This is a genomic window from Halogranum gelatinilyticum, assembly GCF_900103715.1.
In the GTDB taxonomy this organism is placed as follows: domain Archaea; phylum Halobacteriota; class Halobacteria; order Halobacteriales; family Haloferacaceae; genus Halogranum; species Halogranum gelatinilyticum.
On sequence record NZ_FNHL01000001.1, the window covers coordinates 477,324 to 500,500 of the forward strand.

Annotated in this window: 22 protein-coding genes and 3 tRNA genes; 17 read left to right on the forward strand and 8 right to left on the reverse strand. The window is 65.5% G+C overall.

The annotated features are described in order from the left end of the window. The first annotated feature begins 146 nt into the window (after positions 1-146). Positions 147-1,193 carry a type I glyceraldehyde-3-phosphate dehydrogenase gene (gene gap / locus BLR57_RS02450; RefSeq protein ID WP_089693795.1) on the forward strand — a complete coding sequence of 349 codons (1,047 nt, stop codon included), beginning with the start codon at positions 147-149 and terminating at the stop codon, positions 1,191-1,193. Positions 1,194-1,316: 123 nt separating this feature from the next. Beyond that, positions 1,317-2,525 carry a phosphoglycerate kinase gene (locus tag BLR57_RS02455; protein WP_089693798.1) on the forward strand — a complete coding sequence of 403 codons (1,209 nt, stop codon included), beginning with the start codon at positions 1,317-1,319 and terminating at the stop codon, positions 2,523-2,525. 13 nt (positions 2,526-2,538) lie between these two features. Here the strand turns inward: BLR57_RS02455 and BLR57_RS02460 are convergent, their stop codons facing one another. Both BLR57_RS02460 and BLR57_RS02465 read right to left on the reverse strand, forming a co-directional pair. Next, positions 2,539-2,826 carry a hypothetical protein gene (locus BLR57_RS02460; protein ID WP_139173268.1) on the reverse strand — a complete coding sequence of 96 codons (288 nt, stop codon included), beginning with the start codon at positions 2,824-2,826 and terminating at the stop codon, positions 2,539-2,541. A 2-nt stretch (positions 2,827-2,828) separates the two neighbouring features. Then, positions 2,829-3,059: a hypothetical protein gene (locus BLR57_RS02465; RefSeq protein WP_089693802.1), complete on the reverse strand. Its 231-nt coding sequence runs from the start codon at positions 3,057-3,059 to the stop codon at positions 2,829-2,831. Between the two features lie 72 nt (positions 3,060-3,131). Here BLR57_RS02465 and BLR57_RS02470 point away from each other — a divergent pair, with 72 nt between their 5' ends. Next, on the forward strand, positions 3,132-3,623 hold the full coding sequence (locus tag BLR57_RS02470; protein WP_089693804.1) for a metallophosphoesterase: 492 nt from the start codon (positions 3,132-3,134) through the stop codon (positions 3,621-3,623). A 33-nt stretch (positions 3,624-3,656) separates the two neighbouring features. On the opposite strand, the gene BLR57_RS02475 is transcribed toward BLR57_RS02470, so the two are convergent. Further along, entirely contained in the window at positions 3,657-4,736 is a 1,080-nt protein-coding gene (locus BLR57_RS02475; RefSeq protein ID WP_089693806.1) for a type II glyceraldehyde-3-phosphate dehydrogenase, read from the reverse strand. A gap of 216 nt (positions 4,737-4,952) precedes the next feature. Between BLR57_RS02475 and BLR57_RS02480 the strand changes: the two genes are divergently transcribed. The 5 genes from BLR57_RS02480 (at position 4,953) to BLR57_RS02500 (ending at position 9,504) form a co-directional block, all read left to right on the forward strand. Further along, positions 4,953-5,924, forward strand: coding sequence for an aminopeptidase (locus BLR57_RS02480; RefSeq protein ID WP_089693808.1), 972 nt, complete (start codon positions 4,953-4,955; stop codon positions 5,922-5,924). 327 nt (positions 5,925-6,251) lie between these two features. Further along, positions 6,252-6,863: a hypothetical protein gene (locus BLR57_RS02485; RefSeq protein WP_089693810.1), complete on the forward strand. Its 612-nt coding sequence runs from the start codon at positions 6,252-6,254 to the stop codon at positions 6,861-6,863. Positions 6,864-6,950: 87 nt separating this feature from the next. Next, on the forward strand, positions 6,951-7,613 hold the full coding sequence (locus tag BLR57_RS02490) for an HVO_0476 family zinc finger protein (RefSeq protein WP_089693812.1): 663 nt from the start codon (positions 6,951-6,953) through the stop codon (positions 7,611-7,613). 86 nt (positions 7,614-7,699) lie between these two features. Continuing rightward, positions 7,700-8,656: a methyltransferase domain-containing protein gene (locus BLR57_RS02495; RefSeq protein WP_089693814.1), complete on the forward strand. Its 957-nt coding sequence runs from the start codon at positions 7,700-7,702 to the stop codon at positions 8,654-8,656. A gap of 89 nt (positions 8,657-8,745) precedes the next feature. Continuing rightward, positions 8,746-9,504, forward strand: coding sequence for a protein-L-isoaspartate O-methyltransferase family protein (locus BLR57_RS02500; protein ID WP_089693815.1), 759 nt, complete (start codon positions 8,746-8,748; stop codon positions 9,502-9,504). Between the two features lie 25 nt (positions 9,505-9,529). On the opposite strand, the gene BLR57_RS02505 is transcribed toward BLR57_RS02500, so the two are convergent. Further along, entirely contained in the window at positions 9,530-10,000 is a 471-nt protein-coding gene (locus tag BLR57_RS02505; protein WP_089693816.1) for a DUF7382 domain-containing protein, read from the reverse strand. 96 nt (positions 10,001-10,096) lie between these two features. Here BLR57_RS02505 and BLR57_RS02510 point away from each other — a divergent pair, with 96 nt between their 5' ends. The 6 genes from BLR57_RS02510 to BLR57_RS02535 all read left to right on the forward strand — a co-directional run bounded on the left by BLR57_RS02510 (position 10,097) and on the right by BLR57_RS02535 (position 17,984). Next, positions 10,097-11,170, forward strand: coding sequence for an ATP-binding protein (locus BLR57_RS02510; RefSeq protein WP_089693817.1), 1,074 nt, complete (start codon positions 10,097-10,099; stop codon positions 11,168-11,170). Positions 11,171-11,238: 68 nt separating this feature from the next. Continuing rightward, positions 11,239-11,583 (forward strand): fluoride efflux transporter FluC, encoded by a 345-nt coding sequence (locus tag BLR57_RS02515; protein ID WP_089693818.1) that lies wholly within the window; start codon positions 11,239-11,241, stop codon positions 11,581-11,583. Then, positions 11,580-11,948 (forward strand): fluoride efflux transporter FluC, encoded by a 369-nt coding sequence (locus tag BLR57_RS02520; protein WP_089693819.1) that lies wholly within the window; start codon positions 11,580-11,582, stop codon positions 11,946-11,948. Before BLR57_RS02515 ends, BLR57_RS02520 begins: the two co-directional genes overlap by 4 nt. Before the next feature lie 225 nt (positions 11,949-12,173). Continuing rightward, on the forward strand, positions 12,174-14,144 hold the full coding sequence (locus BLR57_RS02525; RefSeq protein ID WP_211603147.1) for a type II/IV secretion system ATPase subunit: 1,971 nt from the start codon (positions 12,174-12,176) through the stop codon (positions 14,142-14,144). After that, positions 14,145-16,184, forward strand: a complete 2,040-nt coding sequence (locus BLR57_RS02530) for a type II secretion system F family protein (RefSeq protein WP_089693820.1) — start codon at positions 14,145-14,147, stop codon at positions 16,182-16,184. It begins immediately after the preceding gene. Positions 16,185-16,187: 3 nt separating this feature from the next. Then, entirely contained in the window at positions 16,188-17,984 is a 1,797-nt protein-coding gene (locus BLR57_RS02535; protein WP_089693822.1) for a DUF7289 family protein, read from the forward strand. Positions 17,985-18,149: 165 nt separating this feature from the next. On the opposite strand, the gene BLR57_RS02540 is transcribed toward BLR57_RS02535, so the two are convergent. From BLR57_RS02540 to BLR57_RS02555, 4 genes are all read right to left on the reverse strand, one after another. Next, a tRNA-Asp gene (locus tag BLR57_RS02540) sits at positions 18,150-18,222 on the reverse strand. Between the two features lie 49 nt (positions 18,223-18,271). Further along, positions 18,272-18,344: transfer RNA gene (locus BLR57_RS02545), tRNA-Asp, on the reverse strand. A gap of 98 nt (positions 18,345-18,442) precedes the next feature. Beyond that, complete coding sequence (locus tag BLR57_RS02550) at positions 18,443-18,856, reverse strand: group I intron-associated PD-(D/E)XK endonuclease (RefSeq protein ID WP_089693824.1); 414 nt, start codon at positions 18,854-18,856, stop codon at positions 18,443-18,445. 347 nt (positions 18,857-19,203) lie between these two features. Continuing rightward, positions 19,204-19,276, reverse strand: a tRNA-Asp gene (locus BLR57_RS02555). A gap of 262 nt (positions 19,277-19,538) precedes the next feature. Between BLR57_RS02555 and BLR57_RS02560 the strand changes: the two genes are divergently transcribed. Genes BLR57_RS02560 through rpoB form a run of 3 tightly spaced genes read left to right on the forward strand, consistent with a single transcriptional unit; the run spans position 19,539 to position 23,165 of the window. Continuing rightward, positions 19,539-19,772, forward strand: a complete 234-nt coding sequence (locus tag BLR57_RS02560; RefSeq protein WP_089693826.1) for a DNA-directed RNA polymerase subunit H — start codon at positions 19,539-19,541, stop codon at positions 19,770-19,772. Continuing rightward, on the forward strand, positions 19,772-21,337 hold the full coding sequence (locus BLR57_RS02565) for a DNA-directed RNA polymerase subunit B'' (protein WP_089693828.1): 1,566 nt from the start codon (positions 19,772-19,774) through the stop codon (positions 21,335-21,337). Before BLR57_RS02560 ends, BLR57_RS02565 begins: the two co-directional genes overlap by 1 nt. Before the next feature lies 1 nt (position 21,338). Continuing rightward, positions 21,339-23,165 (forward strand): DNA-directed RNA polymerase subunit B, encoded by a 1,827-nt coding sequence (gene rpoB, locus BLR57_RS02570; protein WP_089693830.1) that lies wholly within the window; start codon positions 21,339-21,341, stop codon positions 23,163-23,165. The last annotated feature ends 12 nt before the right edge of the window (positions 23,166-23,177 follow it).

Genomic DNA, 23,177 nt, shown 5'->3' on the forward strand with positions numbered 1-23,177 from the left:
GTACACCCACAGCAGCGCGTGGGACGGGGGACGGACACCTCAAGACGACTATAGAGGGCTTCTGTGTGGATATTTCCCGAAGAACCCCGCCGGACGACCGCGGCAAACGGGCGGATTTTAGTAGTTCGAAGGCAAATCACTCGGATATGAGTGAAAAATCGTACCTCGACGCAGGCGACGTCGCCGACGACGAAGTCGTCCGTGTCGGACTGAACGGCTTCGGCCGCATCGGCCGCAACGTCTTCCGTGCTGTGCTCGAGGACCCGCGCATCGAACTCGCGGGCATCAACGACGTGATGGACTTCGAGGACATGGAGTATCTCGCGAAGTACGACACCGTCATGGGCGAACTCGCGGGTGTCGAACTCGAAGACGAACATCTGACTATCGGCGGCACGTCGGTCCCGCTGTTCAACGAGCAGAGTCCCGCCGAACTGCCGTGGGACGAACTCGACGTCGACGTCGCTCTGGAGTGTACGGGTATCTTCCGGACGTTCGACGACGCGAGCGAGCATCTGAAGGGCGGCGCGGACAAGGTCGTCATCTCGGCCCCGCCGAAGGGTGACAAGCCCGTCAAGCAGCTCGTCTACGGCGTCAACCACGACGAGTACGACGGCGAGGACGTCGTCTCCAACGCCTCCTGTACGACCAACAGCGTCACACCGGTCGCGAAGGTGCTCGACGAGCAGTTCGGCATCAACTCCGGCCTGCTGACGACGGTTCACGCCTACACGGGCAGCCAGAACCTCATCGACGGCCCGAAGGGCAAGAAGCGTCGTGGCCGCGCCGCCGCCGAGAACATCGTCCCGACGACGACCGGTGCCGCACAGGCCGCCACCGAGATTCTCCCGCAGCTCGACGGCAAGCTCGACGGGATGGCGATCCGTGTTCCTGTCCCGAACGGCTCCATCACGGAACTCGTCGTCGACCTCGAGGGCAACCCGAGTGCCGAAGAGATCAACGAGGCCTTCCGCGACGCCGCGGACAACGAACTCGCCGGCGTCCTCGGCTACACGGACGACGAGGTCGTCTCCTCGGACATCCTCGGCTGGCCGTTCTCGTCCACTGTGGACCTCCAGTCGACGAACGTCGTCAACGACGGCGAGATGGCGAAGATCCTCACCTGGTACGACAACGAGTACGGCTTCTCGAACCGGATGCTCGACATGGCGTCGTTCGTCAAGTCCGAGTAATCCGCGCACCCGACTTTTCCGCTTTTCCACCCCCGAGCCGACGGTATCGCTCTCGAGACACCGTGAGATAGTCCTCGCCCGTTTCGGCCACGACTAAGTGCGTCGCTCTCGTCAAATCGCGTAATGACGTTCAAGACGCTCGACGACCTCGACGCCGGACAGCGCGTCCTCGTCCGCCTCGACCTCAACTCCCCCGTCGAGGACGGCGAAGTGCAGGACAACCGCCGGTTCGACCGCCACGCGACGACGGTGCAGGAACTCGCCGACCGCGGCGACAGAGTCGTCCTGATGGCCCACCAGGGCCGTCCCGGCGGCGACGACTTCGTCTCGCTCGAACAGCACGCCGACATCCTCGCGGGCCACATCGGAATGGATGTCAAGTTCGTCGCCGACACCTACGGCGACGAGGCAATCGAGGCCATCCGCGGGCTGGAAGCAGGTGAAGTCCTCCTCCTCGAAAACACCCGGATGCTCGACGAGGAACTGCCCGAGGAAGACCCGGAGGTCAAAGCTGAGACCGAGTTCGTGCAGACTCTCTCGCAGGAGTTCGACGCCTACGTCAACGACGCCTACTCGGCAGCCCACCGCAAGCACGCCTCGCTCGTCGGCTTCCCGCTCGTCCTTCCCAGCTATGCGGGCCGCGTCATGGAGTCGGAGTACGAGGCCAACTCCTCCATCGCGACCCAGGAGTTCGAGGGCGACGTGACGATGGTCGTCGGCGGCACGAAGGCTACCGACGTCATCGGCGTGATGAACGCACTCGACGAGAAGGTCGACCAGTTCCTGCTCGGCGGCATTGCGGGCGAACTCTTCCTCCGCGCTGCGGGTCACGAGGTCGGCTACGACGTCGGCGGCATGGACCTCTTCGACGACCAGTGGGAGGCGAACGAGGACCTCATCCGGAGCATTCTCGACGAGAAGGGTGACCAGATCGTCCTCGCGACCGACCTCGCCTACGAGGACGACAACGACGAGCGCGCCGAGGTTCCGGTCGCCAACATCACCGAGAAGGATACCGGCTACCTCGACGTCGGCAGCGACACCGTCGCGACCTACACGCCCTACATCCACGACTCCGAGGCCGTCTTCGTCAAGGGCGCGCTGGGTCTGTTCGAGGACGAGCGGTTCGCCGTCGGCACCGTGGGCGTGCTCGAAGCCATCGCCGAGACCGACTGCTTCTCCGTCGTCGGCGGCGGCGACACCTCCCGCGCCATCGAGATGTACGGCATGAGCGAGGACGACTTCTCGCACGTCTCCATCGCGGGCGGGGCCTACATCCGCGCGATGACAGGTGAGTCGCTGCCAGCCGTCGAACTGCTGCAGTCGAACTGAGGATAGCGAGCAGTCAGTCGTCGGCTGCAGTCTCCTTTTCCACACCCGCGAAGAACCCGCGGGCTGCGACGTACGCGCCGAAGAAGAACGGAATCGTGAGGACGAACGCGACGAAGCCGCCGTCGCCGTAGGTGGCGGTCGGTAGCTGATTCAGCGCGACGAACGTCACGAAGGCCATCACCGAGAGACCGCAGGCGGCGACGAAAGCCGGTGACAACGGGTCGTCGACGCCCGACGTGTCTGTTTGCGCGTCGTTGTCGTCCGCCGAACCCTCCTCGGTGTCGTGAGCTGGCGGCTGCACGGTCACTCGCCCTCCACCGCGCCACGGATTCCCCGGAACAGCCCGTTGGCAGCGACGAACGTACCGAGCGCGAACGCCAGTGATGTCCCGAGCGCGCCGGGTAACTCACCGCCGAGTATCGTCCAGCCGCCCATCGGCCGGGAGAGAAGCAGCTGTTCGAGGGCCGCGTAACACGACCAGCCGACGAGGAGGAGGCCGCCAGCGACTTCCAGTTCGGAGCGGGGGGTTGGCATACTTCGGCGTGCAGGCGGCGACGACTCGAAGCTTCCGGTGCGTTGATTGGTTCGGGGGTCGACGGTCGAGCCATGCTCGTCGGACTCTGCTCGGACACCCACGACAACCTCGACCTCGTCAATGCGGCAGTCGACTATTTCACCGAACAGGACGTCGACGCCGTCGTCCACTGCGGCGACATCGTCGCGCCCTTCTCGGCGACGCCGTTCGACGCCGACTTCGAGTTCTACGCTGCCCGCGGTAACAACGACGGCGAGTGGGCACTGGCGAACGTCGTCGACGACTTCGGGACCTACCTCGGCGAGTTCGGCGCGCTCGAACTCGACGGCGTCGACGTCGCGGTCTACCACGGGACGAGCGAGGGCATCGTCGACGCGCTCGTCGCCAGCGGCGACTACGACTACGTCGTCCGGGGCCACACCCACCAGCGCGTCCACGAGGAGCGCGACGGGACGGTCCACGTCAACCCCGGCGGGCTGCCGATTTCGGGCGCGGACGACGACTACTCGGTCGCGACGCTCGACACGGAGACGGGCGACATCGACTTCCAGAAGATCGGCTGAGTCGGTCGCCGAGTCGGCGACCGGAAGGACAGTTCAGTCGTCGGCGTTGACGTCCCGCGGCGTGATGCGCTTGCGGATGCCGCCGAAGACGCTCTCCAGCCCGACGCCGAGGTTGTCGTCGGTCCGTTCCATGCTCTCGCGCTGGTCGGCCGCGTCCATGACAGCTCGAATAGCGTCGACGTTCTCGGGGATGACGTCGGACTCCTGGTGAATCGACTGGAAGAGATACAGGTCGTCGCCCTCCATCGAAATCGACTCGCCCCAGATGCAGTTCTCCCAGAGGTCGCCGCGGGGACGGCCGGTGTCCATCGCGAACTCTTTCAGCTGTCCCGTGCCGTCGATACCGGCGACGCCGGGGACGAGGAAGAGCCGCGACTCGTCGGAGAGGAGCTCGCGGACCTCCTCGGTGGTCGGCTCGGATTCGAGCGTGACGTTGACGCTGTGGAGATGCATCAGCGTCGCGGGCACTTTGACGCCGACGGTGTCGATGTCCAGATCCGGGAAGATGGTGTTGACGTCGGGACCGTGGTGGGAGGGGACGGTGACGGGGTCGGGGAGGATGTCGTTGATGGGGCCGCGGGTCGCGTCGGCCGGGTCGCCGCCGCGACGGATGAGGGTGACCCGGGCCTTTTCGACGCCGAAGGTCTCCTGAAGGGGAGCCATCAGCCGAGAGAGACCGGTCGTGTTGCAGGAGACGACGCGGACGAACCGCACGTCGTCGGGGCGGGCGTTGTCGTAGTTGGCGCGGGCGTTGAAGCTCGCGTCGACCACGTCGGCGTCCTCGCCGCCCTGAAAGAGCGCGCGGGTGTCGTAGCGGTCGTAGAGTTCGCGGTTCTTCTCGCCGATGCCGGAGGGGGTGCAGTCGACGACGACGTCCGACTGGAGGACGAGGTCGTCGACCTCGCCCGCGAGGTCGATTCCGGCCTGACGGAAGGCGTCGGATTTGTCGGGGATGGCCGCGTAGAGCGGATATCCCTTCCGTACCGCGGCCTCGGCCTCGTAGTTCGGTCGGGTCTTGGCGACCCCGACCAGCTTCATGTCGGGTTGTGCTCGAACTGCGTCCGCAACGCGTTTGCCGATGGTCCCGTACCCGTTTACGCCGACCTTGATCATTTCGTCCGTCTCTGGACCATCGAGATAGATAGTTATTCCGGAGATAAGGGTCCAGAAATTAACTCCGAGGCGAGTAACGGACGTGGATTTTTACGAATCCGGGTAACGGTGCCGCAGCCGTCACATTCCGGTCGGCGGAGACCGAGCGGTGGGGGCGACGGACGAGGCGACGACCGAGGCGGAACACCCTAATCTCGCGCCCGCGACTCGCCGTGTATGAGCGACCACTCCGAGGCGGCACTCCGCGACGCCGCCGAGACCGCCATCCGCCAGTGCATGAACCTCCAGGCCGACGAGAGCTGCGTCGTCGTCACCGACGACAAGCGTCGGCCCATCGGCGAGGCACTGTACGAGGTGGCGAGCGAGATCACGGCCGACGCGGCCATCCTCTGCTACCCGCCGGGCAGCCAGCACGGCGAGGAGCCACCCGCACCCGTCGCCGCCGCGATGGCTGAGGCCGACGTCTTTCTCGCCCCGACGACGAAGAGCCTGAGCCACACCCGCGCTCGCGGCGCGGCCAACGACGCCGGTGCGCGCGGCGCGACCCTGCCCGGCATCACCGAGGAGGTGATGGTAGTTGGTCTCGACGCCGACTACAGTGCCATCGCCCAACACTGCGACGACGTGCTCGAGCAGGTCCACGAGGCCGAGGAGATCCGCGTCACCACACCGAAGGGTACGGACATCACCTTCACGCCGGGCGACCGCGAGTGGTTCGCCGACACCGGGATGGTCCACGACCCCGGCGAGTTCTCGAACCTCCCTGCCGGCGAGGTGTTCGTGAGTCCCGAAGACGTCAACGGCACCTACGTCGTCGACGGGACGATGATGCCCTACGGGCTCCTCGACGAGGGACAGGAGCTCCGCTTCGAGGTCGAAGACGGCTACGTCACCGAAATTAGCGACGACGAAGTCCGGAAACAGGTCGAGACGGCCGCCGAAGACGTCGGACAGGACGCTTACAACCTCGCGGAACTCGGCATCGGCACGAACGTCGGCGTCGACGAACTCGTCGGCTCGGTCCTGCTCGACGAGAAGGCCGCGGGCACGGTCCACATCGCCATCGGCGACGACGCCGGTATCGGCGGCGACACGGACGCCCCGCTGCATCTCGACGGGATTCTGACGGACCCGACGGTCTATGCTGACGGCGAGGTCGTAGACCTCCCGACTGTCGAGCGGCCGTAGACCGCGAGACGGAGAGGAAATCGAACTGCCGCGGCCCTGAATCCGGACCGACAACGATGGCGATTTTTCCGACTGAGTGCGACCGTTGAGCCTCTGGTGTGGCGCGTGGCTTCGCGCGGCTTTCATGCCGCGAAACACTCGTGCGAGGGACGACTGAGCGACTGGAAGGAGCGAAGGAGTCGGTTGGGGAGGGTGTGGCTGTCGCGGATGGGTGGACTTTCGAGGAATCCGAATCCAACGAGAATCGCAACAAGACGAGAAGCACAACGAGCAACCCCGGTAGGTTCGGGCCCCAAAGTATTCACAGCACCCATTCAAGCTCCGAGTATGACTCCCCGACAGCGGTCGGTCCTCCTCATCACCATCGGGGCCGTTCTCGCGCTGAGTGCCGTCGCCCTCCCCAACCAGCTCCCTGTCCAACCCCACACGTGGCTCGGGTTCGCGTCGGTCTACCTCGTCACTGGCCTCCTCATCGAAGCACTTCGAACCGTCCGAACCCCCAACTCAGCCGACTTCCGAACCACTATCGCCGTTGCCCTCGTCGCGGTCGCGTTCCCGGTCGTCCTGCAGGTGTGGCCACTACACACCAACCCACTGCGGTCGCTGTCTGACCTGCCGACTGTCGCCCGCTCGTTCCAACTCCTCGTCCCGTACGCGATGGCACTCTCGACACCGCTCGGGGCGGCGACGACGGGGCGGAGACGGGCAGGTGTCGCGGGAGCGATTCTGGTCCCCTTCGTCCTCGCAACGCTCGTCGGCATCGCCGAGGGCGGGGACTTCGGACCGATTTTCGCCGTCGGGTATCACCTGTTCTTCCTCGTCGTCGCCCTCGTCGCCGGTCTCCCGCTGTTCCTCTACGGTCGGACCCTCCGCGACTCGGACTCGCTACCGAGACCGAGTCGGTCGGAGCCGATGCATACCGCTACCGAGGAGTCCTGACCTCCCCTACAAAGCCAGTATGCCACACCGAACCGCACCGACACGCAAAGAAGCGGCTTTTTACGGCCTGACCGGATATGCACGTCCATGAGCCATCCAGGTCCCGACGCCGGCGAGCGCGTCGCCCTCGCCTGTCCGTCGTGTTCTCCCTACGAGGAGACCGTCCACGAGGTGTTGAAACCCGGCGGTCACGTGACCGTCCGGTGTACCGACTGCAGCCACGTCCACAAGGAGAAGGTCACCATCGAGAAGACCGTCGAGACGGAGGTCATCGTCTCCCAGGAGGGTGACTCCTTCCGGACGACCGTCGACGTCCCCCAAGAGGAGACCCTCGCCGCCGGTGAGGAGTTCATCGTCGACACGCCCGAGGCAATCATGCAGGTGCGCATCACGTCGCTCGAAGTCGGCGAAGAACGGCGTGCCGACGAGGCCGACATCGAAGACATCGACACCATCTGGACCCGCGTCGTCGACAACGTCTCTGTCAACGTCACGGTCAACCCCAAGGAGGGAACCAAGGACCACACGAAGAGTCTGAAGGTGCAGGTCCCCGGCGACTACGAGTTCGTCATCGGCGAGACCGAGGAGTTCGGCGACGAGAAGTTCTACGTGAAGGCCATCCAGGTCCGCAAGGACGCTCCGAGCTACCGTCACGGCAAGCTCGACCACGAGGGCGACATGGTCTACGCGAAGGACGTCAAGCGTCTCTACGGCACCGACAAGTCCACCTCCGCCTGGTCCGCCTGGTAACGTCGCTCGGTCTCTCGTCTCCGTGCAGCGTCCGGCACGACCCGTGAACTGTGGCACTTTTCTCCCCGCAGGCCGACCGCTGAGCCATGCCTACCCAAGAGCGCGGCGGTCTCCCACTCGACGGACTCGTGTTGCTCTGGGCCGCCCGACGCAGCGGTGTCCTCGACGCCCTGCTGGAGAGTGCCGGCACCCCCGAGGAGGTCGCCGAGACGGCGGGCGTCACCGAACACGCCGCCCGCGTGACCGTCGACGGTCTCGAAGCGATGGGCTTTCTGAAGCAGGTCGGTTCGGAGTACGAGATCACGAACCGCACGCTCGGCTTCCTCGCGAAGCGGGACGTCCGCTCCATCGGCCGCCTGTCGCACGCGCTGGACGTGTTCGACCTCTGGACCGCGCTGCCGGAGACGATGGCCTCGGGCGAGGAACCTCCGAAACCTGCCGACTGGACGCGCAACCGACTCGGCGCGCAAGCCGCCACCGACGAGACAGTCGTCCGCGCTTGCGTGACCGCCGCCGTCCGCGAGGCTCCCGAGGCGACCCGCACCCTCGACGTCGCCGGTGGGTCGGGCGTCTACGCGCGTGAGTTCGTCGCCCGCGGCCACGAGGTGATGCTCGCCGACGACCCCGACGTCGTCGATGTCGTCTCGCCGCTACTCGAACCGACCGCTGTCGACCTCGCGACGACGGAACTGCCGTCGCTGTCCGGTCTCGACGGTTCCTTCGGCCTCGCGGTCGGCGTCGACGCCCTTCGGCGGTTCGACCCCGGCGAGGCCGCCACTCTCGTCGCCAGCGCGGCCGACACGCTCGCACCGGGAGGAACGCTCGTCTTCGTCGACGTGTTCGCGCGCGAGGACGAGTCCGCGAACGCGGACGATGCCATCGCCGTCGCGGTCGACGCGCTCGCGACCGGTGAGGGCGCGCTCCACGCTGAGACAGCCGTCCGCGAGTGGTTCGAGGCGGCTGGGCTGGCCGACGTCGTCGTCCGCGACGTTCCCGGGGCGTCTCGGCAGGCGGTCGTCGGCCACAAACCGGGCGACGGCTGACTCTCCCCTGACAGACCGCCGCGCGGTACGGACACTCTCGGCGGCCGACAAGCGCACAGTTGATTAGTCGCCACCACCGAGACGAGAGCATGGACCCCGCCGTGCTCCGCGACGACATGGTCGACGGACTGGAGGATGCACTGTCCGGCGAACTCGTCGACGAAGCCGTCGCCATGGCGATGCGCACCGTCCCCCGCCACGACTTCGTCGCCGACCGTGCCTACGAGAACCGCGCCAGCGAACGCGGTGGAACCCGCGTCCTCGCCCCCGAAACCGTCGCTCGGATGCTCTCGGCACTCGACGCCGACGAGGAACAGGATACCCTCGTCGTCGGCGCGGGCGTCGGCTACACGTCTGCTGTCGTCGCCGACCTCGTCGGCGGCCGCCACGTCCACGCCGTCGACATCAACCGGAGCGCGGTCATCGACGCGCGTGAAAACCTACAGAAAGCGGGCTACGACGCCGTCCTCGTCGACTGCCGCGACGGCGCGCGCGGCCTCCCCGAGTACGCCCCCTTCGACCGCATCCTCGTCGAAGCCGCGTCGGTTCGGCCGCCGCAGACGCTCTTGGATCAACTGGCCGACGACGGCCGGCTCGTCATGCCGATGGGCGGTCCCGAACAGACGCTCGTCGCCGTGGAACCCGACCCTGCGACCGGCTACGACGTCGTCGGCGAGTTCGGTCCCGCGGCGTTCAACCCCCTGCTCGTCGACGGCGAGCAGGCTGGCGGTCTCTCGCGCAACCGGACGGAACGCGAGGACCGCGAGTTCGCCCAGCAGGGCTACTTCGCCCCCTCCGGCTGGGAGTACGAGTGGGTCGACTGGGACGAGCGGCTAGACGGTCGGTAGTCGTCGACGACTCGGCGGCCGCTGCCTATTCTCTGACGACCAGTATCTTCGTGTTCCCCCGCTCGTCGGCGAACTCGCTCCCGGCGGGTGGCTTGATGTCGATGACGAGCGTGCCGTCCTCCTGATTCGCCCGGAGTTCGGGCGCGACCGTTACCGTGGCTTTGCCGCTCGCGTCCGTCTCGGCCGTCTCGACGCCGTCGATGTCGGCGGTGCCACCCTTGACGACGACCGTCGCGTCCGAGACGGGATCACCGTCGGCACCGACGACGGTCAGCTCGATGCTCTGCTCGCCGGGTGTGACGACTTCGTCGGTAGGGCGGGCGTCGAGTTCCGTGACCGTGAGCCCGCTGAGCCCGCCGAGCATACTCATCATCACCGAGAGGCTGGCGACGCCGACGACGAGGGCGATGACGAGCCGGATCGGCAACCCCTCGATTGCGCGTTCGTCCCCGTGGAAGCTGTTCTCGCGACCGAAGCGGCCGAGACTGTCGAACATGAGCCGGAGTTGTCCCGCTCTCCGGTATAAACCCTCGTCCGCCCCCGCTCGGCGTGGGGCGAGGCCTTTTGTCGGATGACAGGGCCACCGTCGCCCATGCACGTCCTCGGCCGCACTGACGACGCGACAGCGTCCGCCGATGCGACAGCCCTCGCCGACGACACCGACTCGCTCCCGACCGGCCGCCTCGGCAGCTACCGCGCCCGCGACGGCAGTTCGGGCGCGCAGGTCGGCGTCGACCTCGACCGCCCGCACGCGGGTCTCGTCGTCGGCAAACGCGGCTCGGGGAAGTCCTACACGCTCGGCGTCCTCGCCGAAGCCGCCGCCCGCGCCGACGGCGTCGCGCCGGTCGTCGTCGACCCCATGGGCGTCTTCTCCGGTCTCACCCGCGGCGACCCGGACGTCCCGGCGTCGGCCGTGAGCGAACCGAGGGTCCGCGCCGACGCGCTCTCACCGACCGCGTGGCCGACGCTGCTCGGACTCGACGCGACGAGCGCGGCGGGGTCGCTCGTCTGGGAGGCGGCGACCGAGACCGCGACGCTCGACGGCATGGCCGAGTACGTCGCCGACGCGTCTGCCGGGGAGACGGCGACGCGTGCGGCCGCCAACCATCTCCGACTCGCCGACTCGTGGGACGTGTTCGCCCCGGACGGCCTCCGTGCATCCGACCTCACCGGCGACGAGGCGACGGTGCTGGACCTTTCGGGACGGCGACCGGCCGCGATGAACGCCGTCTGTGCGGCCGTCGCGAGCGGGCTGTACGAGGCTCGCGTCGCCGACGACACCGACCGCCTGCCGTGGCTCCTCGTCGACGAAGCGCACGCCTTCTTCGACGGCGTCGCGGCCGACCCCCTCCGGACGCTTCTCACCCGTGGACGCGCACCCGGCGTGAGTCTCGTCGCCGCGACCCAACGCCCCGGCGCGTTGCCCGACGTCGCCGTCTCCCAGGCCGACCTGCTCGTCGCCCACCGGCTGACCGCCGAGACCGACATCCGGGCACTGGCATCCGCCCAACCGACCTACCTCGGCGAGTCGCTCGCGAGTCGCCTCCCGCGGGGGACCGGCGAGGCACTCGTCGTTGACGACGCGACCGAGTCCGTCCACGCCGTCTCGGTCCGCGAGCGTGACACGCCCCACGGCGGGGCGAGTGCTCGGGTGAGCGACCTCTGACGCCGGATTCGAAAGGCCCCTAAACCGTGGCGACGAGCAGTCGAACGAATGAGCGAGGCGAGCCGTCGATGAAGACCGAGCAGGTCGAGGCCGTCGCCCTCGTCGCACTCGGCGGATTCAGCGGTGCCGTCCTCCGGTACGGCGTCGGTCTCGCGCTGCCGGACGTCGCGGGGACCCTCGTCGCCAACGTCGTCGGCAGCTTCGTCCTCGGTCTCTTCGTCTCCGTCGCGGCGACCCGCCGGACGCGGCTCTTCCTCGGAACCGGCCTCCTCTCGTCGTTTACCACGTACAGCACGTTCGCCGTCGAGACGGCCCAGCTCGGCCCGCTCGCCGGGACGGCCAACGTCGGCGTCACCTACCTGCTCGGCTTCCTCGCGGCGGGGCTGGGCCTGGCGCTGGGAGGGCGACGGTGACGGCTGAGGGGGTCCTGCCGGCACTGCTCGTCGGTCTCGGCGGGATGCTCGGAGCCGTCTCGCGGCATCTCGTCGGCCAACGGCTGGAGAGCAGTCGGGCGACGCTCGTCGTCAACGTCCTCGGCAGTGTCGCGCTCGGAGCGGTCGTCGCGGGACAGCTCTCTGGGGCGTTCAGCGAGACGGCGGGGCTGCTCTTCGGAACGGGGTTCTGTGGCGCGTTCACGACGTTCTCCTCGTTCGCCGTGGAGGTCGCAAGCCGTTCGGGAGAGGGCCGGACCGTCGCTGCGGGGCGGTACGCCGTGACGAACTTGGCGGGCGCGCTCCTCGGCGTCGGCGTCGGTGCCGGTCTCGTCAGTCTCCTGTGAGCGTCGCCTCGGCTGCTCGCTGTGCGTCTCGTCGGTCGCGGTGCCGTCGGTCGTGCTGTTGATCGGTGCTGTCGGTCGATTCTGTCGTTCGCTTCGCTCTCTCTACTCCTGATTCGCGCGAGAAAAGTACCATCTCAACGTACATTCTCTCTGAGATATGTTTAAGTATTTGCGGACTGTCTAGAGAACCTGACGATTACTGGCAGAGCGGCCCGCTTAAGCGGGATGCTGGGCACACACGTGCGACAGCAGTCGCTCGGCCGAATCACCCATCTCATGAGTAATAATAACGACACGACACCGGACAGCGACGTGCTAACCTCTGACACTGACGAGACACTCCCCACCGAACGGTCCGAAGACGATCTGCCGACGTCGGGCATCGGTGGCCTGCCGACCGCCCGCGCCGACCAGCGTCTCCGCCGCCACGAGGCAGAGCCGCCCATCGACGAGGCCGACCCACCCGCGCTCGTCACCGACGAGGACTTTGTCCACCCGGAGACGACGGATATGCCGCCCGAAGACATCCGGGCGGCCATCCTCCGCGAGGTGAAGGAGTACTTCGAACAGCTTGCCGCCCAATACGAGGCAGGCGACGCCAAGCACGGTGAGGAACGATGGTTCGACTTCGCCCGTGAGACCCTCGTCCCGACCGACGAGTTCATCGAGACTCGGTGGTTCAACTTCGACTACCTCGACCAGTACGAACAGGTCGACCGCTACTGGGTGAACAAGCCCTTCGCGTACGTCACGGTCCTCTACGACCGCGAGGGCAAGTCGTTCCGCTACCACGTCACCGAGCCGGTGCTCAACCCCTTCGAGCAGTACGCCAAAGACGACCTCGTCCGCGTCGTCCGCAACAGCCTCATGTACGAAGAGATCGAGACCACGGACGACCGCGAGGCGTTGTTCGCGACGAAGGTCAGCGAGATCGTCGACGACCACGCCGCGACCGTCGACGTCGGCACGGTCCACAAGCTCATCTACTATCTGTTCAGAGACTTCCTCGACTTCGGCCACATCGACCCGTTGATGCGCGACCCCGACATCGAGGACATCTCCTGTGACGGCGCGGGCGTCCCCGTGTTCGTCTACCACTGCGAGTTCCGCGACCTCCGGACGAACGTCGTCTTCGAGGGGCAGCCCCTGAACTCGCTGACGGTCAGACTCGCCCAGCGGGCGGGCAAACACATCTCCGTGTCGAACCCGCTCGTCGACGCCAGCCTGCCGGACGGCTCGCGTATCCAGCTGACGCTCGGGACCGACGTCAGTGCGCGCGGTTCGAACTTCACCATCCGCAAGTTCGCAGACATCCCGTACAGCCCGGTCGACATGATCAACTGGAACACCTTCGACGTCGACCAACTGGCCTACCTCTGGCTGGCCATCGAGAACAACCGCTCGCTCGTCATCGCGGGCGGGACGGGGTCGGGCAAGACCACGGCGATGAACGCCGTGTCCTTCTTCATCCCGCCGGACTCGAAGGTCGTCTCCATCGAGGACACCCGCGAGATCACGCTGCCGCACGACAACTGGATTCAGGGGACGACGCGCCCATCCGCGACGGCCGACGGCCGCGGCGAGATCGGCACCTACGAACTCCTGCAGGCCTCGTTGCGCCAACGCCCCGAGTACATCCTCGTCGGCGAGATCCGCACGGAGCCGAAGGTCGCGATGACCTTCTTCCAGGCCATCGGGACGGGCCACACCGCCTACTCGACGTTCCACGCCGATTCCGTGGAGTCGTTCCTGAGCCGCCTGGAGAACCCGCCGCTCGGCGTGCCTGCCCAGATGATCCAGGACCTCGACATCGTCTGCATCCAGAAGCAGGTCTTCCAGGGCGACCAACGGGTCCGCCGCAACGTCCGCATCGCCGAAGTCACCCGTGGCGACAGCCACGACTCCGTCGAGACCTACACCGTGTTCGACCGCGACCCCCGGACCGACGAGTTCGTCCAGAAGAACGAGTCGCTCGCGCTCCGGAACGTCGCCGAGCTTCGCGGCTGGAGCGACGAAGACCTCGCGAGCGAGCTGGCGAACCGCCGGACCGTCCTCGCGTATCTCGTCGACAACGAGATCACCGACTACCGGGGGGTCGCATCGACGATTCACATGTTCGCCCGCGACCCGGAGTACGTCCTCGGACTCATCGAGCGCGACGAACTCGACCCAACGTCGTTCCCGTCGGAGGCCTAAATGGCAGCGAGCAACGCGGGCATGAACGAAGTTCCGCTGCCCGAGTACGAAGTCGGCCAGTACTTCCCGGTCCAGCCCGAGCTGGACGCGGAGAGCTGGCAGGCACTGAAGGACGAGTACGGACTGATCCGTGCGTACTTCAAGACGCACGCCGACGACTACCACCAGCTCCAGCGGTCGCTCAATCAGGCCCGGATGGGCGTGACGTACGACCGGTATCTGGAGCGAGCGGTCCACTACAGCGGGGCCGCCACGCTCGTCGGCCTGCTCCTCGGCCTGTTGACCGCCTACCTCCTCGCGCAGGCGGGGATGCTCGACGGTCTCCGGGCACCGAACGCGGTCCCCGGCGGCCTCGCCGTGATGGCCAGCGGCTTCAAAGTCGCCATCGCCGCGGGACTCATCACCCTCATCTCAGCGGCGACGTTCGGCGGTGGAACGTGGGCGTATCTGTATCTCGCGCCCGGCCAGAAGGCCAGCACGCGACGCCGGAGTATCGACTTCACGCTCCCGCACGCCATCGTCTTCATGTACGCCATGTCGTACGGCGGCATGAACTTCGTCGAAGTCATCTCGAAGCTGGCCGACTCCCGAGACGCCTACGGCGCGGTCGCCGAGGAGTTCGACATGGTCCACCGTGACGTCGAACTGTTCGGCAACGACCTCTACACGAGTCTGCGGAACGCCCGCAACCTGACGCCGAGTGATAACCTCGAACAGTTCATCGACGACATGGTCAGCGTCCTCGACTCCGGCGGTGACATCACCGCCTTCCTCGAAGAACAGAGCGCGCGGTATCTCCGTCGCGCACAGGAGGAGCAGGAGGACTTCCTCGAGACCCTGTCGGTCATGAGCGAGGTCTTCATCGTCGGCTTCGTCGCCGCCCCGCTGTTCCTCATCGTCATCCTGATGATCATCAGCGTCCTCGGCGGCCAAGCCATCGGCCAGATGGCGGTACTCATCTACCTCGGACTGCCGCTGGGCGTCGCGGGCTTCATCGTCCTGCTGTCGACGATGTCGGAACCGTACAAACAGCCCGAGACCCACCTCGCAATCGACGAGGACGGCGACGTCGAAATCGACGGCTCGCAGCTCTCGGACGACCCGGAGTATCTCGCCTTCGCCGAGTCACACCGCTGGGACGGTCTCCGCGACTACCTCGACAACCCGCTCGGAGCGGTCCGGGCGACGCCCGTGTTCACGCTCGTCGCCACTGTTCCCGCTGCGATGCTCTACGTCGCCGGCGTGGTACTCCTGGGCCTCGTGCCGACCTCGACCGACGCGCTCCTCGCGGATCCGATCACCGCGACGACGCTCCTCGTCGTCGTTCCGATGCTCCTCGTGACGGTGCCGCTCTCGGTGTTCCACGAACTGAAGCGCGGCCACGACAACGAGATCGTCCGTCGCTTCCCGGACACGCTGAACATCCTCTCCAGCGCCAACAACATGGGGATTCAGCTGACCGAGGCGTTCGACATCGTCGCCCGCTGGTCGACCGGCAAGTTCGCCGACGAGCTCCGGACCGTCCGCAACGACATCCGGTGGAACGGTGACACCCGCAAGGCGCTCCTGCGCTTTGCGAACCGCCTCGACGTCCCGCCACTGTCGCGAACGATCAAGCTCATCGCCGACGGCGGCTCGTCGAGCAGTGACCTCTCGCGGCTCCTCAGCATCGCCGCCGAGGACACGCGCAACCAGTACACCATCTCGCGGGACCGAAAGCGCGCCATGACGTCGTACATCGCCGTCGTCGTCATCGGCTTCCTGGTCTACCTGATGGTCATCGCGCTGCTCAACACGAGCTACCTCGGCCCGCTCTCGGAGATCAGTGGCACGGCTGCCACCGGCTCGATGACCGGGCTGCCGGGTGTCACCGCGATCCCCATCGACACGTACCGCATGTTGTTCTTCCACTCCGTGTTGGTCCAGGCCATCGGCTGCGGACTCATCACCGGAATGCTCTCGGACAACGACCTACTCGCCGGACTGAAATACGCCATCGCGATGGTGCTTGTCGCCACGCTGGTCTTCCAGTTCATCTAAGCCATGCACAGCAGATTCACCAACTCCAGACGAACCGAACCGCACGTCGCATCGCGACGAACCACCGACCGGGCGGTCTCTCCCGTCATCGGCGGCATCCTCATGTTCGGTCTCGTGATCGCCATGGTGTCGCTCATCCAGGTGACGGGTGTCCCGGTGTGGAACGCCCAAGAGGAGTTCCACCACAGCCAAGCGGTCCAGGCCGAGTTCCAGACGCTCGACCAGGCCGTCGAAGACGTGGCGGCGACGGGAAGCAGCCGGAGTGTCGTCCTCGACACCGGCATGGACTACCCGACCCGCCCGTTCCTGTTCAACCCGCCGCCGGTCGTCGGACAGCTCCAAGTCGACTCTGCGGGAGACATCGGCATCACCAACGCAGCCGTCGTCCACAACACCAACTACTGGTCGAAGACGGCCACGGCGGACCCGACGTTCGCGACGAGTACGGTCCGATATACCCCAGGCTACAGACAGTACCAGGGTGCCCCCGAGACCTACTACGAACACGGCGTCCTCTACAACCGGTTCGCCGACGGGACGGTCCTCCCGGCCAGCGAGAGCAATCTCGTCGACGGCCGCGAGATCTCGCTCGTCGTCCTCGACGGCCAGCTCTCGACGGCGTCGTCGGCCCCGACCACGGTCGAACTCCACGGACTGAGCGGTCCGGCACAGACGACGACCATCACGAGCCGGGACTCCTCGGGCGTCGTCCTGACGCTCCCGACCGCCTTCGACGAGGCGACGTGGCTCGACCTCCTCGGTGATCAGGTCGACGGCTACGACCCGGCGAACCCGACGAGCTACGACCCCCTCGTCGACGAAGAGCCGCGAGCGTACATCGCCGACCTCGACGTCACCGGTGGTGTCCTCACGCTCACCATGGAGCCCGGCAGCTACGACCTCCGACTGGCGAAGGTCGGAGTCGGCAACGGATACACCGACGAGCCGCCGCTCTACGTCACCGCGGTCGACGGCGACGGCTCGGCTGTCGTCGCCGGGAACGCCGGAACGTTCGTTGCACAGGTCCGCGACCAGTTCAACAATCCGACGCCCGGTGTGTCGCTGACGTTCTCGGTGGACGGAACCGGTACCTTCGTCAAATCCGACGGCACCGTTATCCCGTCGTCGTCGGTCGACGTGACGACCGATGCGAACGGACTCGCACGCGTCTACTTCCGGCCCAACGGGGACGTACTCCTGACCGCGAAGGGCGATCTCGACGACAGTGGCTCGATCACTGCCCGCGAGAAGGCGATGTTCAACGTCGAGTTTGTCACCCCCGTCGGCGACGGCTACTCCGAGTACGAGGGTTCGCTGAACCCCGTCGGCTCGAAGACGGTCATCCTCCAGCAGGCCGAACGCCTGTCGACGAGCAACACGAACCACGGGACGTGCACGGCGAACACGTTCTGTGAGATCCGACTCAACTTCGAGAACCTCGACACGTTCGACCGCAACATCGAGCAGATTCGGGTGAACTTCTACAGTGCCAACTCGATCTCGAACAGCGAGGGTGACTTCCCGGACTACGCCGCGCTCGTCGCCGCCGACGGCACCGTCCTCTACTCGCCGCTGACGGTCGGTGGAAGCTTCGTCGCTGTCGACAGCCCCGGTGGAGCGAACCCCATCGTCCTCTCCGATAGTTCGACGACGGCGATCTACCTGAAGTTCTACTACGTCGACAACACGAACAAGGCGTTCGAACTCGAGAAGGGGGACTTCTTCGCGCTCACAATCGTCTACGACAACAGCCGGACCGGGACCTACCTCGTCGGTATCGTCGACGACGCACGGAAGTAGGCGAGGGCTTCGCTCTTCGTCCGTAGTGTGGGAACGTGCCCGAGGCGGGATTTGAACCACGGTCGCTCCTTGCAGTCGCTCTCTGGTTCAAATCTCTTCGTAGTCGCCTTCCGAACACGACTCACTCGTCGCTGACGCTCCTCGTTCGTGTTGTGTTCGGAAAAACGCCCGAGGCGGGATTTGAACCCGCGTCACAACCGTGACAGGGTTGTATGATGGGCCACTACACCACCCGGGCAGACAAGCCGTGGAACAGGGAGTGGCTCCCGAACCACGAAGCAAGCAAACGCCCGAGGCGGGATTTGAACCCGCGTCACAACCGTGACAGGGTTGTATGATGGGCCACTACACCACCCGGGCTTGCTACACCCAGGTATTTGCCGATGTATTAAATAAGACTTGCCATCTCTCGTTGGGATTGGTACGACGTGCCGACCCACATCAACCACGTCACGGGGTTACGGTATCCCACCGGTGAACTCGTACTCTTCTGCCCAGTTGATCGATGGATGGTCGATCTCCGCTTCGAAACGGAGTTCCATCTTCTGTCGTGTCGCCTCCTCGACTCGAATCCAGTAGAGCGTCTCAGTCTCCGGATACCGGACGACGAACGCGTCGATCTCTCCGTGGTAGGTGCGTTCGTGGTAGTCTCCGTCTTTCGTCGTCTGTGAGTGCGTGTTGAACCGAATCGTCTCGTCTTTGTTCTGCCACGCTGTCTTACACTGCACCCGGTGGAGTTCGTCGTCATCGTCGACGACGAGGTCGTATTTGTCGTTGTCACCGAAGGGGACCGAGACACTGTAGCCGCTCGCAATCAACCGCGAGAGGATTTTCGCTTCGGTCTCGTCACCAGCGTCTTTCGTGTTCGCCATTGGAGGATGCTGGTATTCGAATCAGCCGCGGGTTACCTAAACGTGACTCCAGAGGTAGTGTCAAGCCGGAACCAAACGGTACGTGAGCATAACTGTTTAGCCTCTACTCGACCTGCTCGGCGAGACAAGAGCCTCCAGCTCTTGTTGGCTTCCGTTCGGTCGCCTCACGGAAACGACGAGACGCCTCGCTGGAGAGTTGAAATCAGCGAAACGTTCGAGGCGGAAGTTGAACCACGGTCACTCCTTGCAGTCGCTCCCTGATTCAAATCCCTCTGTAATCGCGTCGACGCTCACGACTCACGAGCACACGCTACGCGGTGCTCGTCGGTTTAGTTCGCGTCAGAAAGCGCCCGAGGCGGGATTTGAACCCGCGTCACAACCGTGACAGGGTTGTATGATGGGCCACTACACCACCCGGGCTTGACGCATTCATTGCTACCGCCGAGGTCCAGATAAGGCTTCCCATCTCGTCGCCGTATGTGTTCGGGTACCGCGATTGTAGCGGGCACAACGCATATATCACCGGAGGCCATGCGTCAAGGTAACACGCGCTCCGTCGGCCGCACCCTCCGCGGCCGCAGAGCGGCGCGTCGCGCGCGCTTAGCAAGGACTAAATGGATGGCCCGATAACGCCGCTGTAGTATCTCGTGATAGCTTCTCCCTACAGCCAACCCCATCCAACATGGTAGACGTAAGCCAACACAACCTGGTTCCGGAGCATACTGTCCTCGACGATCCGGAGCGCGTCGAGGAGGTACTCGCAGAGTACAACGTGGAGAAAACAAGCCTGCCCAAGATCAAGCGCACGGACCCGGCACTCCGCGACACCGACGCGGAGACCGGCGACGTCGTCGAGATCGTGCGGGACTCCCGAACAACTGACAAAGCAGTCGTATACCGACTGGTGGTCGAGTAATGGACCGACAAGCACGACGAACGATTTCACGCGAGTACTTCTCGCAAGAACGGCTCGCAGAGCACCACTTCCGCTCGTTCAACAACTTCATGGGACGAGGGATGCAGGAGGTCGTCGAAGAGAAAGAGCGCATCGAGACCGACATCGGCGACAAGGAGGGCGAAGAGCCCGTCTACGTCGAACTCGGTGACGTGCGCGTCGTCACCCCGCGCGTTCGCGAGGCCGACGGCTCCGAAGAACTTCTCTACCCGCAAGAAGCGCGCCTGCGCAACATCACCTACGCCGCCCCGGTCTTCATGGAGATGTCCATCATCCGCGGCGGCGAAGACGAGGAAGAGGTCGTCGTCGACTCCGCCGAGACCAAGGTCGGTCGGATGCCGATCATGGTCGGCTCGGACAAGTGTAACATCTCGGGCTTCTCCGACGAGGAACTCGTCGAGATCGGCGAGGACCCCGTCGACCCCGGCGGCTACTTCATCGTCAACGGCTCCGAGCGCGTCCTGATGACGTCGGAGGACCTGGCCCCGAACAAGATCCTCGCGGAGTACGACACGAAGTACGGCGACGAGATTCAGGTCGCAAAGACCTTCTCGCAGCGCCGTGGCTACCGCGCGCTCGTCCTCTGTGAGCGCAACCGCGAGGGCATCCTCGAAGTCTCGTTCCCGTCGGTCTCGGGCAGCGTCAACTTCGTGACCCTCGTCCGCGCGCTCGGACTCGAATCCGACGAGGAGATCGTCCACCGCGTCTCCGACGACCCGGAGATCGTGAAGTTCATGCTCGAGAACCTGGAGATGGCCGAAGTCCAGACCCAAGAAGAGGCCATCGAGACGCTCGGAAAGCGCGTCGCCAGCGGGCAGGGCAAGAACTACCAGCTGAAGCGCGCGAACTACGTCATCGACCGCTACCTGCTCCCGCATCTCCACGAGGAGGGCATCGAGGAGGAAGAGGTCCGCAGCAACAAGGCGTTCTACCTCTGTCGGATGGCCGAGGCGTGTTTCGAGCTTGCGCTCGGCCGCCGCGACTCCGACGACAAGGACCACTACGCCAACAAGCGCCTCAAGGTCTCCGGCGACCTGATGAAGGACCTGTTCCGGACGGCACTCAACAAGCTGGCACGCGACGTGAAGTACCAGCTCGAGCGCGCCAACATGCGGAACCGGAACCTCACCGTCAACACGGTGGTCCGCTCGGACGTGCTCACCGAACGGCTGGAACACCCCATCGCGACGGGTAACTGGGTGGGCGGCCGCTCCGGCGTCTCCCAGCTGGTCGACCGGACCGACTACATGGGTGTGCTGTCGCACCTGCGTCGGCTCCGCTCGCCGCTGTCGCGGTCCCAGCCGCACTTCGAAGCGCGTGACCTGCACGCGACCCAGTGGGGTCGCATCTGTCCTTCCGAGACCCCGGAGGGACCGAACTGTGGGCTCGTGAAGAACTTCGCGCAGGCGATGGAGCTGTCACAGAACATCGAAGACGAACAGTCACTCAAACGCGAACTGGCGTCGATGGGGGTCGAGGGTATCCCCGGTCTCGAAGGCGTCGAAGCAACACCGGCAGACGACTAACATGGCTCAGGCACGAGAAGCGAAAGTCTACGTCAACGGGAGCCTGGTCGGGACCCACCCGGACCCGCACCAGCTCGCAGCACAGATTCGAGAGGCACGGCGTCGCGGCGACGTCAGCCAGATGGTCAACGTCTCGGTCAAAGACCGGACGCGCGAGGTCATCGTCAACGCCGACGCGGGCCGCGCCCGCCGTCCGCTCATCGTCGTCGAGAACGGCGAGCCGCTCCTCGGCGACGAGGAGATCGAGGCCGTCGAGAACGGCGACCTCGAGTTCGACGACCTCGTCGAGCGCGGCTACGTCGAGTTCATCGACGCCGAGGAGGAAGAGGACATCTACGTCGCCGTCGACGAGGACGAGGTGTCTGAGGACCACACCCACCTCGAAATCGACCCGCAGCTCATCTTCGGCATCGGTGCCGGGATGATTCCGTATCCCGAGCACAACGCCTCGCCCCGCATTACGATGGGCGCAGGGATGATGAAGCAGTCACTCGGACTGCCCTCGGCGAACTACCGTATCCGTCCGGACACGCGTCAGCATCTGCTGCACTACCCGCAGCTCTCGATGGTCAAGACGCAGACGACGGAACAGATCGGCTTCGACGAGCGGCCCGCGGCACAGAACTTCGTCGTCGCGGTCATGTCCTACGAGGGGTTCAACATCGAGGACGCGCTCGTCATGAACAAGGGTTCAGTCGAGCGAGCGATGGCCCGCTCGCACTTCTTCCGCACCTACGAGGGTGAGGAACGCCGGTACCCCGGCGGACAGGAGGATCGCTTCGAGATTCCGAGCCAGGACGTGCGTGGTGCGCGCGGTGAAGACGCCTACACGCATCTCGACGAAGACGGTCTGGTCAATCCCGAGACCGTTGTCGACGAGAGTTCCGTCCTTCTCGGCAAGACGTCGCCGCCGCGATTCCTCGAAGAGCCGGACGACATGGGCGGTCTCTCGCCGCAGAAGCGTCGCGAGACCTCGGTTACCATGCGTTCGGGTGAAGACGGTGTCGTCGACACCGTGACCCTGATGGAGGGCGAGGACGGCTCGAAGCTCTCGAAGGTCAGTGTCCGCGACGAGCGGATTCCGGAACTCGGCGACAAGTTCGCATCGCGACACGGCCAGAAGGGTGTCGTCGGTCACCTGGCACCTCAGGAGGACATGCCCTTCACCGAACAGGGCGTCGTCCCCGACCTGGTCATCAACCCGCACGCGCTACCGTCGCGGATGACGGTCGGCCACGTGCTGGAGATGCTCGGCGGCAAAGTCGGTGCCCTCGAAGGGCGCCGCGTCGACGGGACCGCCTTCCAGGGCGAGTCCGAAGACGAACTCCGTGGCGCGCTCGAAGAACACGGGTTCAACTCCGCCGGCAAGGAGGTCATGTACTCCGGCGTGACCGGCGAGAAGATCGAGGCCCAGATCTTCCTGGGTATCATCTTCTACCACAAGCTGTACCACATGGTGAGCAACAAGCTGCACGCCCGTTCGCGCGGGCCGGTGCAGGTGCTCACCCGACAGCCCACCGAGGGGCGTGCCCGCGAGGGTGGTCTCCGTGTGGGTGAGATGGAGCGTGAGGTGCTCATCGGTCACGGTGCGGCGATGGCCCTCAAGGAACGTCTACTCGACTCCTCGGACCGCGAAGAGGTCTACGTCAGCGGCGACACCGGAATGGTCGCCGTCGAGGACCGCGAGCAGCGCCGCATCTACGACCCCATCACCGGGGACGAGGACAACATCCACAAGATCGAGGTCAGTTACGCGTTCAAACTGCTCCTCGACGAGATGAAGGCGCTCGGCATCCGACCGAAGATCGAACTGGAGGACGCGGTCTAGGAGGACTCACGT

Excerpts from the sequence above, each read along its gene's own strand:
- BLR57_RS02530 (WP_089693820.1), top strand. The coding sequence starts at position 14,145 with ATGGCAGCGAGCAACGCGGGCATGAACGAAGTTCCGCTGCCCGAGTAC.
- rpoB (WP_089693830.1), top strand. The coding sequence starts at position 21,339 with ATGGCTCAGGCACGAGAAGCGAAAGTCTACGTCAACGGGAGCCTGGTC.
- BLR57_RS02560 (WP_089693826.1), top strand. The coding sequence starts at position 19,539 with ATGGTAGACGTAAGCCAACACAACCTGGTTCCGGAGCATACTGTCCTC.
- BLR57_RS02510 (WP_089693817.1), top strand. The coding sequence starts at position 10,097 with ATGCACGTCCTCGGCCGCACTGACGACGCGACAGCGTCCGCCGATGCG.
- BLR57_RS02485 (WP_089693810.1), top strand. The coding sequence starts at position 6,252 with ATGACTCCCCGACAGCGGTCGGTCCTCCTCATCACCATCGGGGCCGTT.
- BLR57_RS02480 (WP_089693808.1), top strand. The coding sequence starts at position 4,953 with ATGAGCGACCACTCCGAGGCGGCACTCCGCGACGCCGCCGAGACCGCC.
- BLR57_RS02455 (WP_089693798.1), top strand. The coding sequence starts at position 1,317 with ATGACGTTCAAGACGCTCGACGACCTCGACGCCGGACAGCGCGTCCTC.
- BLR57_RS02535 (WP_089693822.1), top strand. The coding sequence starts at position 16,188 with ATGCACAGCAGATTCACCAACTCCAGACGAACCGAACCGCACGTCGCA.
- BLR57_RS02495 (WP_089693814.1), top strand. The coding sequence starts at position 7,700 with ATGCCTACCCAAGAGCGCGGCGGTCTCCCACTCGACGGACTCGTGTTG.
- BLR57_RS02475 (WP_089693806.1), bottom strand. The coding sequence starts at position 4,736 with ATGATCAAGGTCGGCGTAAACGGGTACGGGACCATCGGCAAACGCGTT.
- BLR57_RS02500 (WP_089693815.1), top strand. The coding sequence starts at position 8,746 with ATGGACCCCGCCGTGCTCCGCGACGACATGGTCGACGGACTGGAGGAT.
- BLR57_RS02525 (WP_211603147.1), top strand. The coding sequence starts at position 12,174 with ATGCTGGGCACACACGTGCGACAGCAGTCGCTCGGCCGAATCACCCAT.
- BLR57_RS02505 (WP_089693816.1), bottom strand. The coding sequence starts at position 10,000 with ATGTTCGACAGTCTCGGCCGCTTCGGTCGCGAGAACAGCTTCCACGGG.
- BLR57_RS02565 (WP_089693828.1), top strand. The coding sequence starts at position 19,772 with ATGGACCGACAAGCACGACGAACGATTTCACGCGAGTACTTCTCGCAA.
- gap (WP_089693795.1), top strand. The coding sequence starts at position 147 with ATGAGTGAAAAATCGTACCTCGACGCAGGCGACGTCGCCGACGACGAA.
- BLR57_RS02515 (WP_089693818.1), top strand. The coding sequence starts at position 11,239 with ATGAAGACCGAGCAGGTCGAGGCCGTCGCCCTCGTCGCACTCGGCGGA.
- BLR57_RS02550 (WP_089693824.1), bottom strand. The coding sequence starts at position 18,856 with ATGGCGAACACGAAAGACGCTGGTGACGAGACCGAAGCGAAAATCCTC.
- BLR57_RS02470 (WP_089693804.1), top strand. The coding sequence starts at position 3,132 with ATGCTCGTCGGACTCTGCTCGGACACCCACGACAACCTCGACCTCGTC.
- BLR57_RS02490 (WP_089693812.1), top strand. The coding sequence starts at position 6,951 with ATGAGCCATCCAGGTCCCGACGCCGGCGAGCGCGTCGCCCTCGCCTGT.
- BLR57_RS02465 (WP_089693802.1), bottom strand. The coding sequence starts at position 3,059 with ATGCCAACCCCCCGCTCCGAACTGGAAGTCGCTGGCGGCCTCCTCCTC.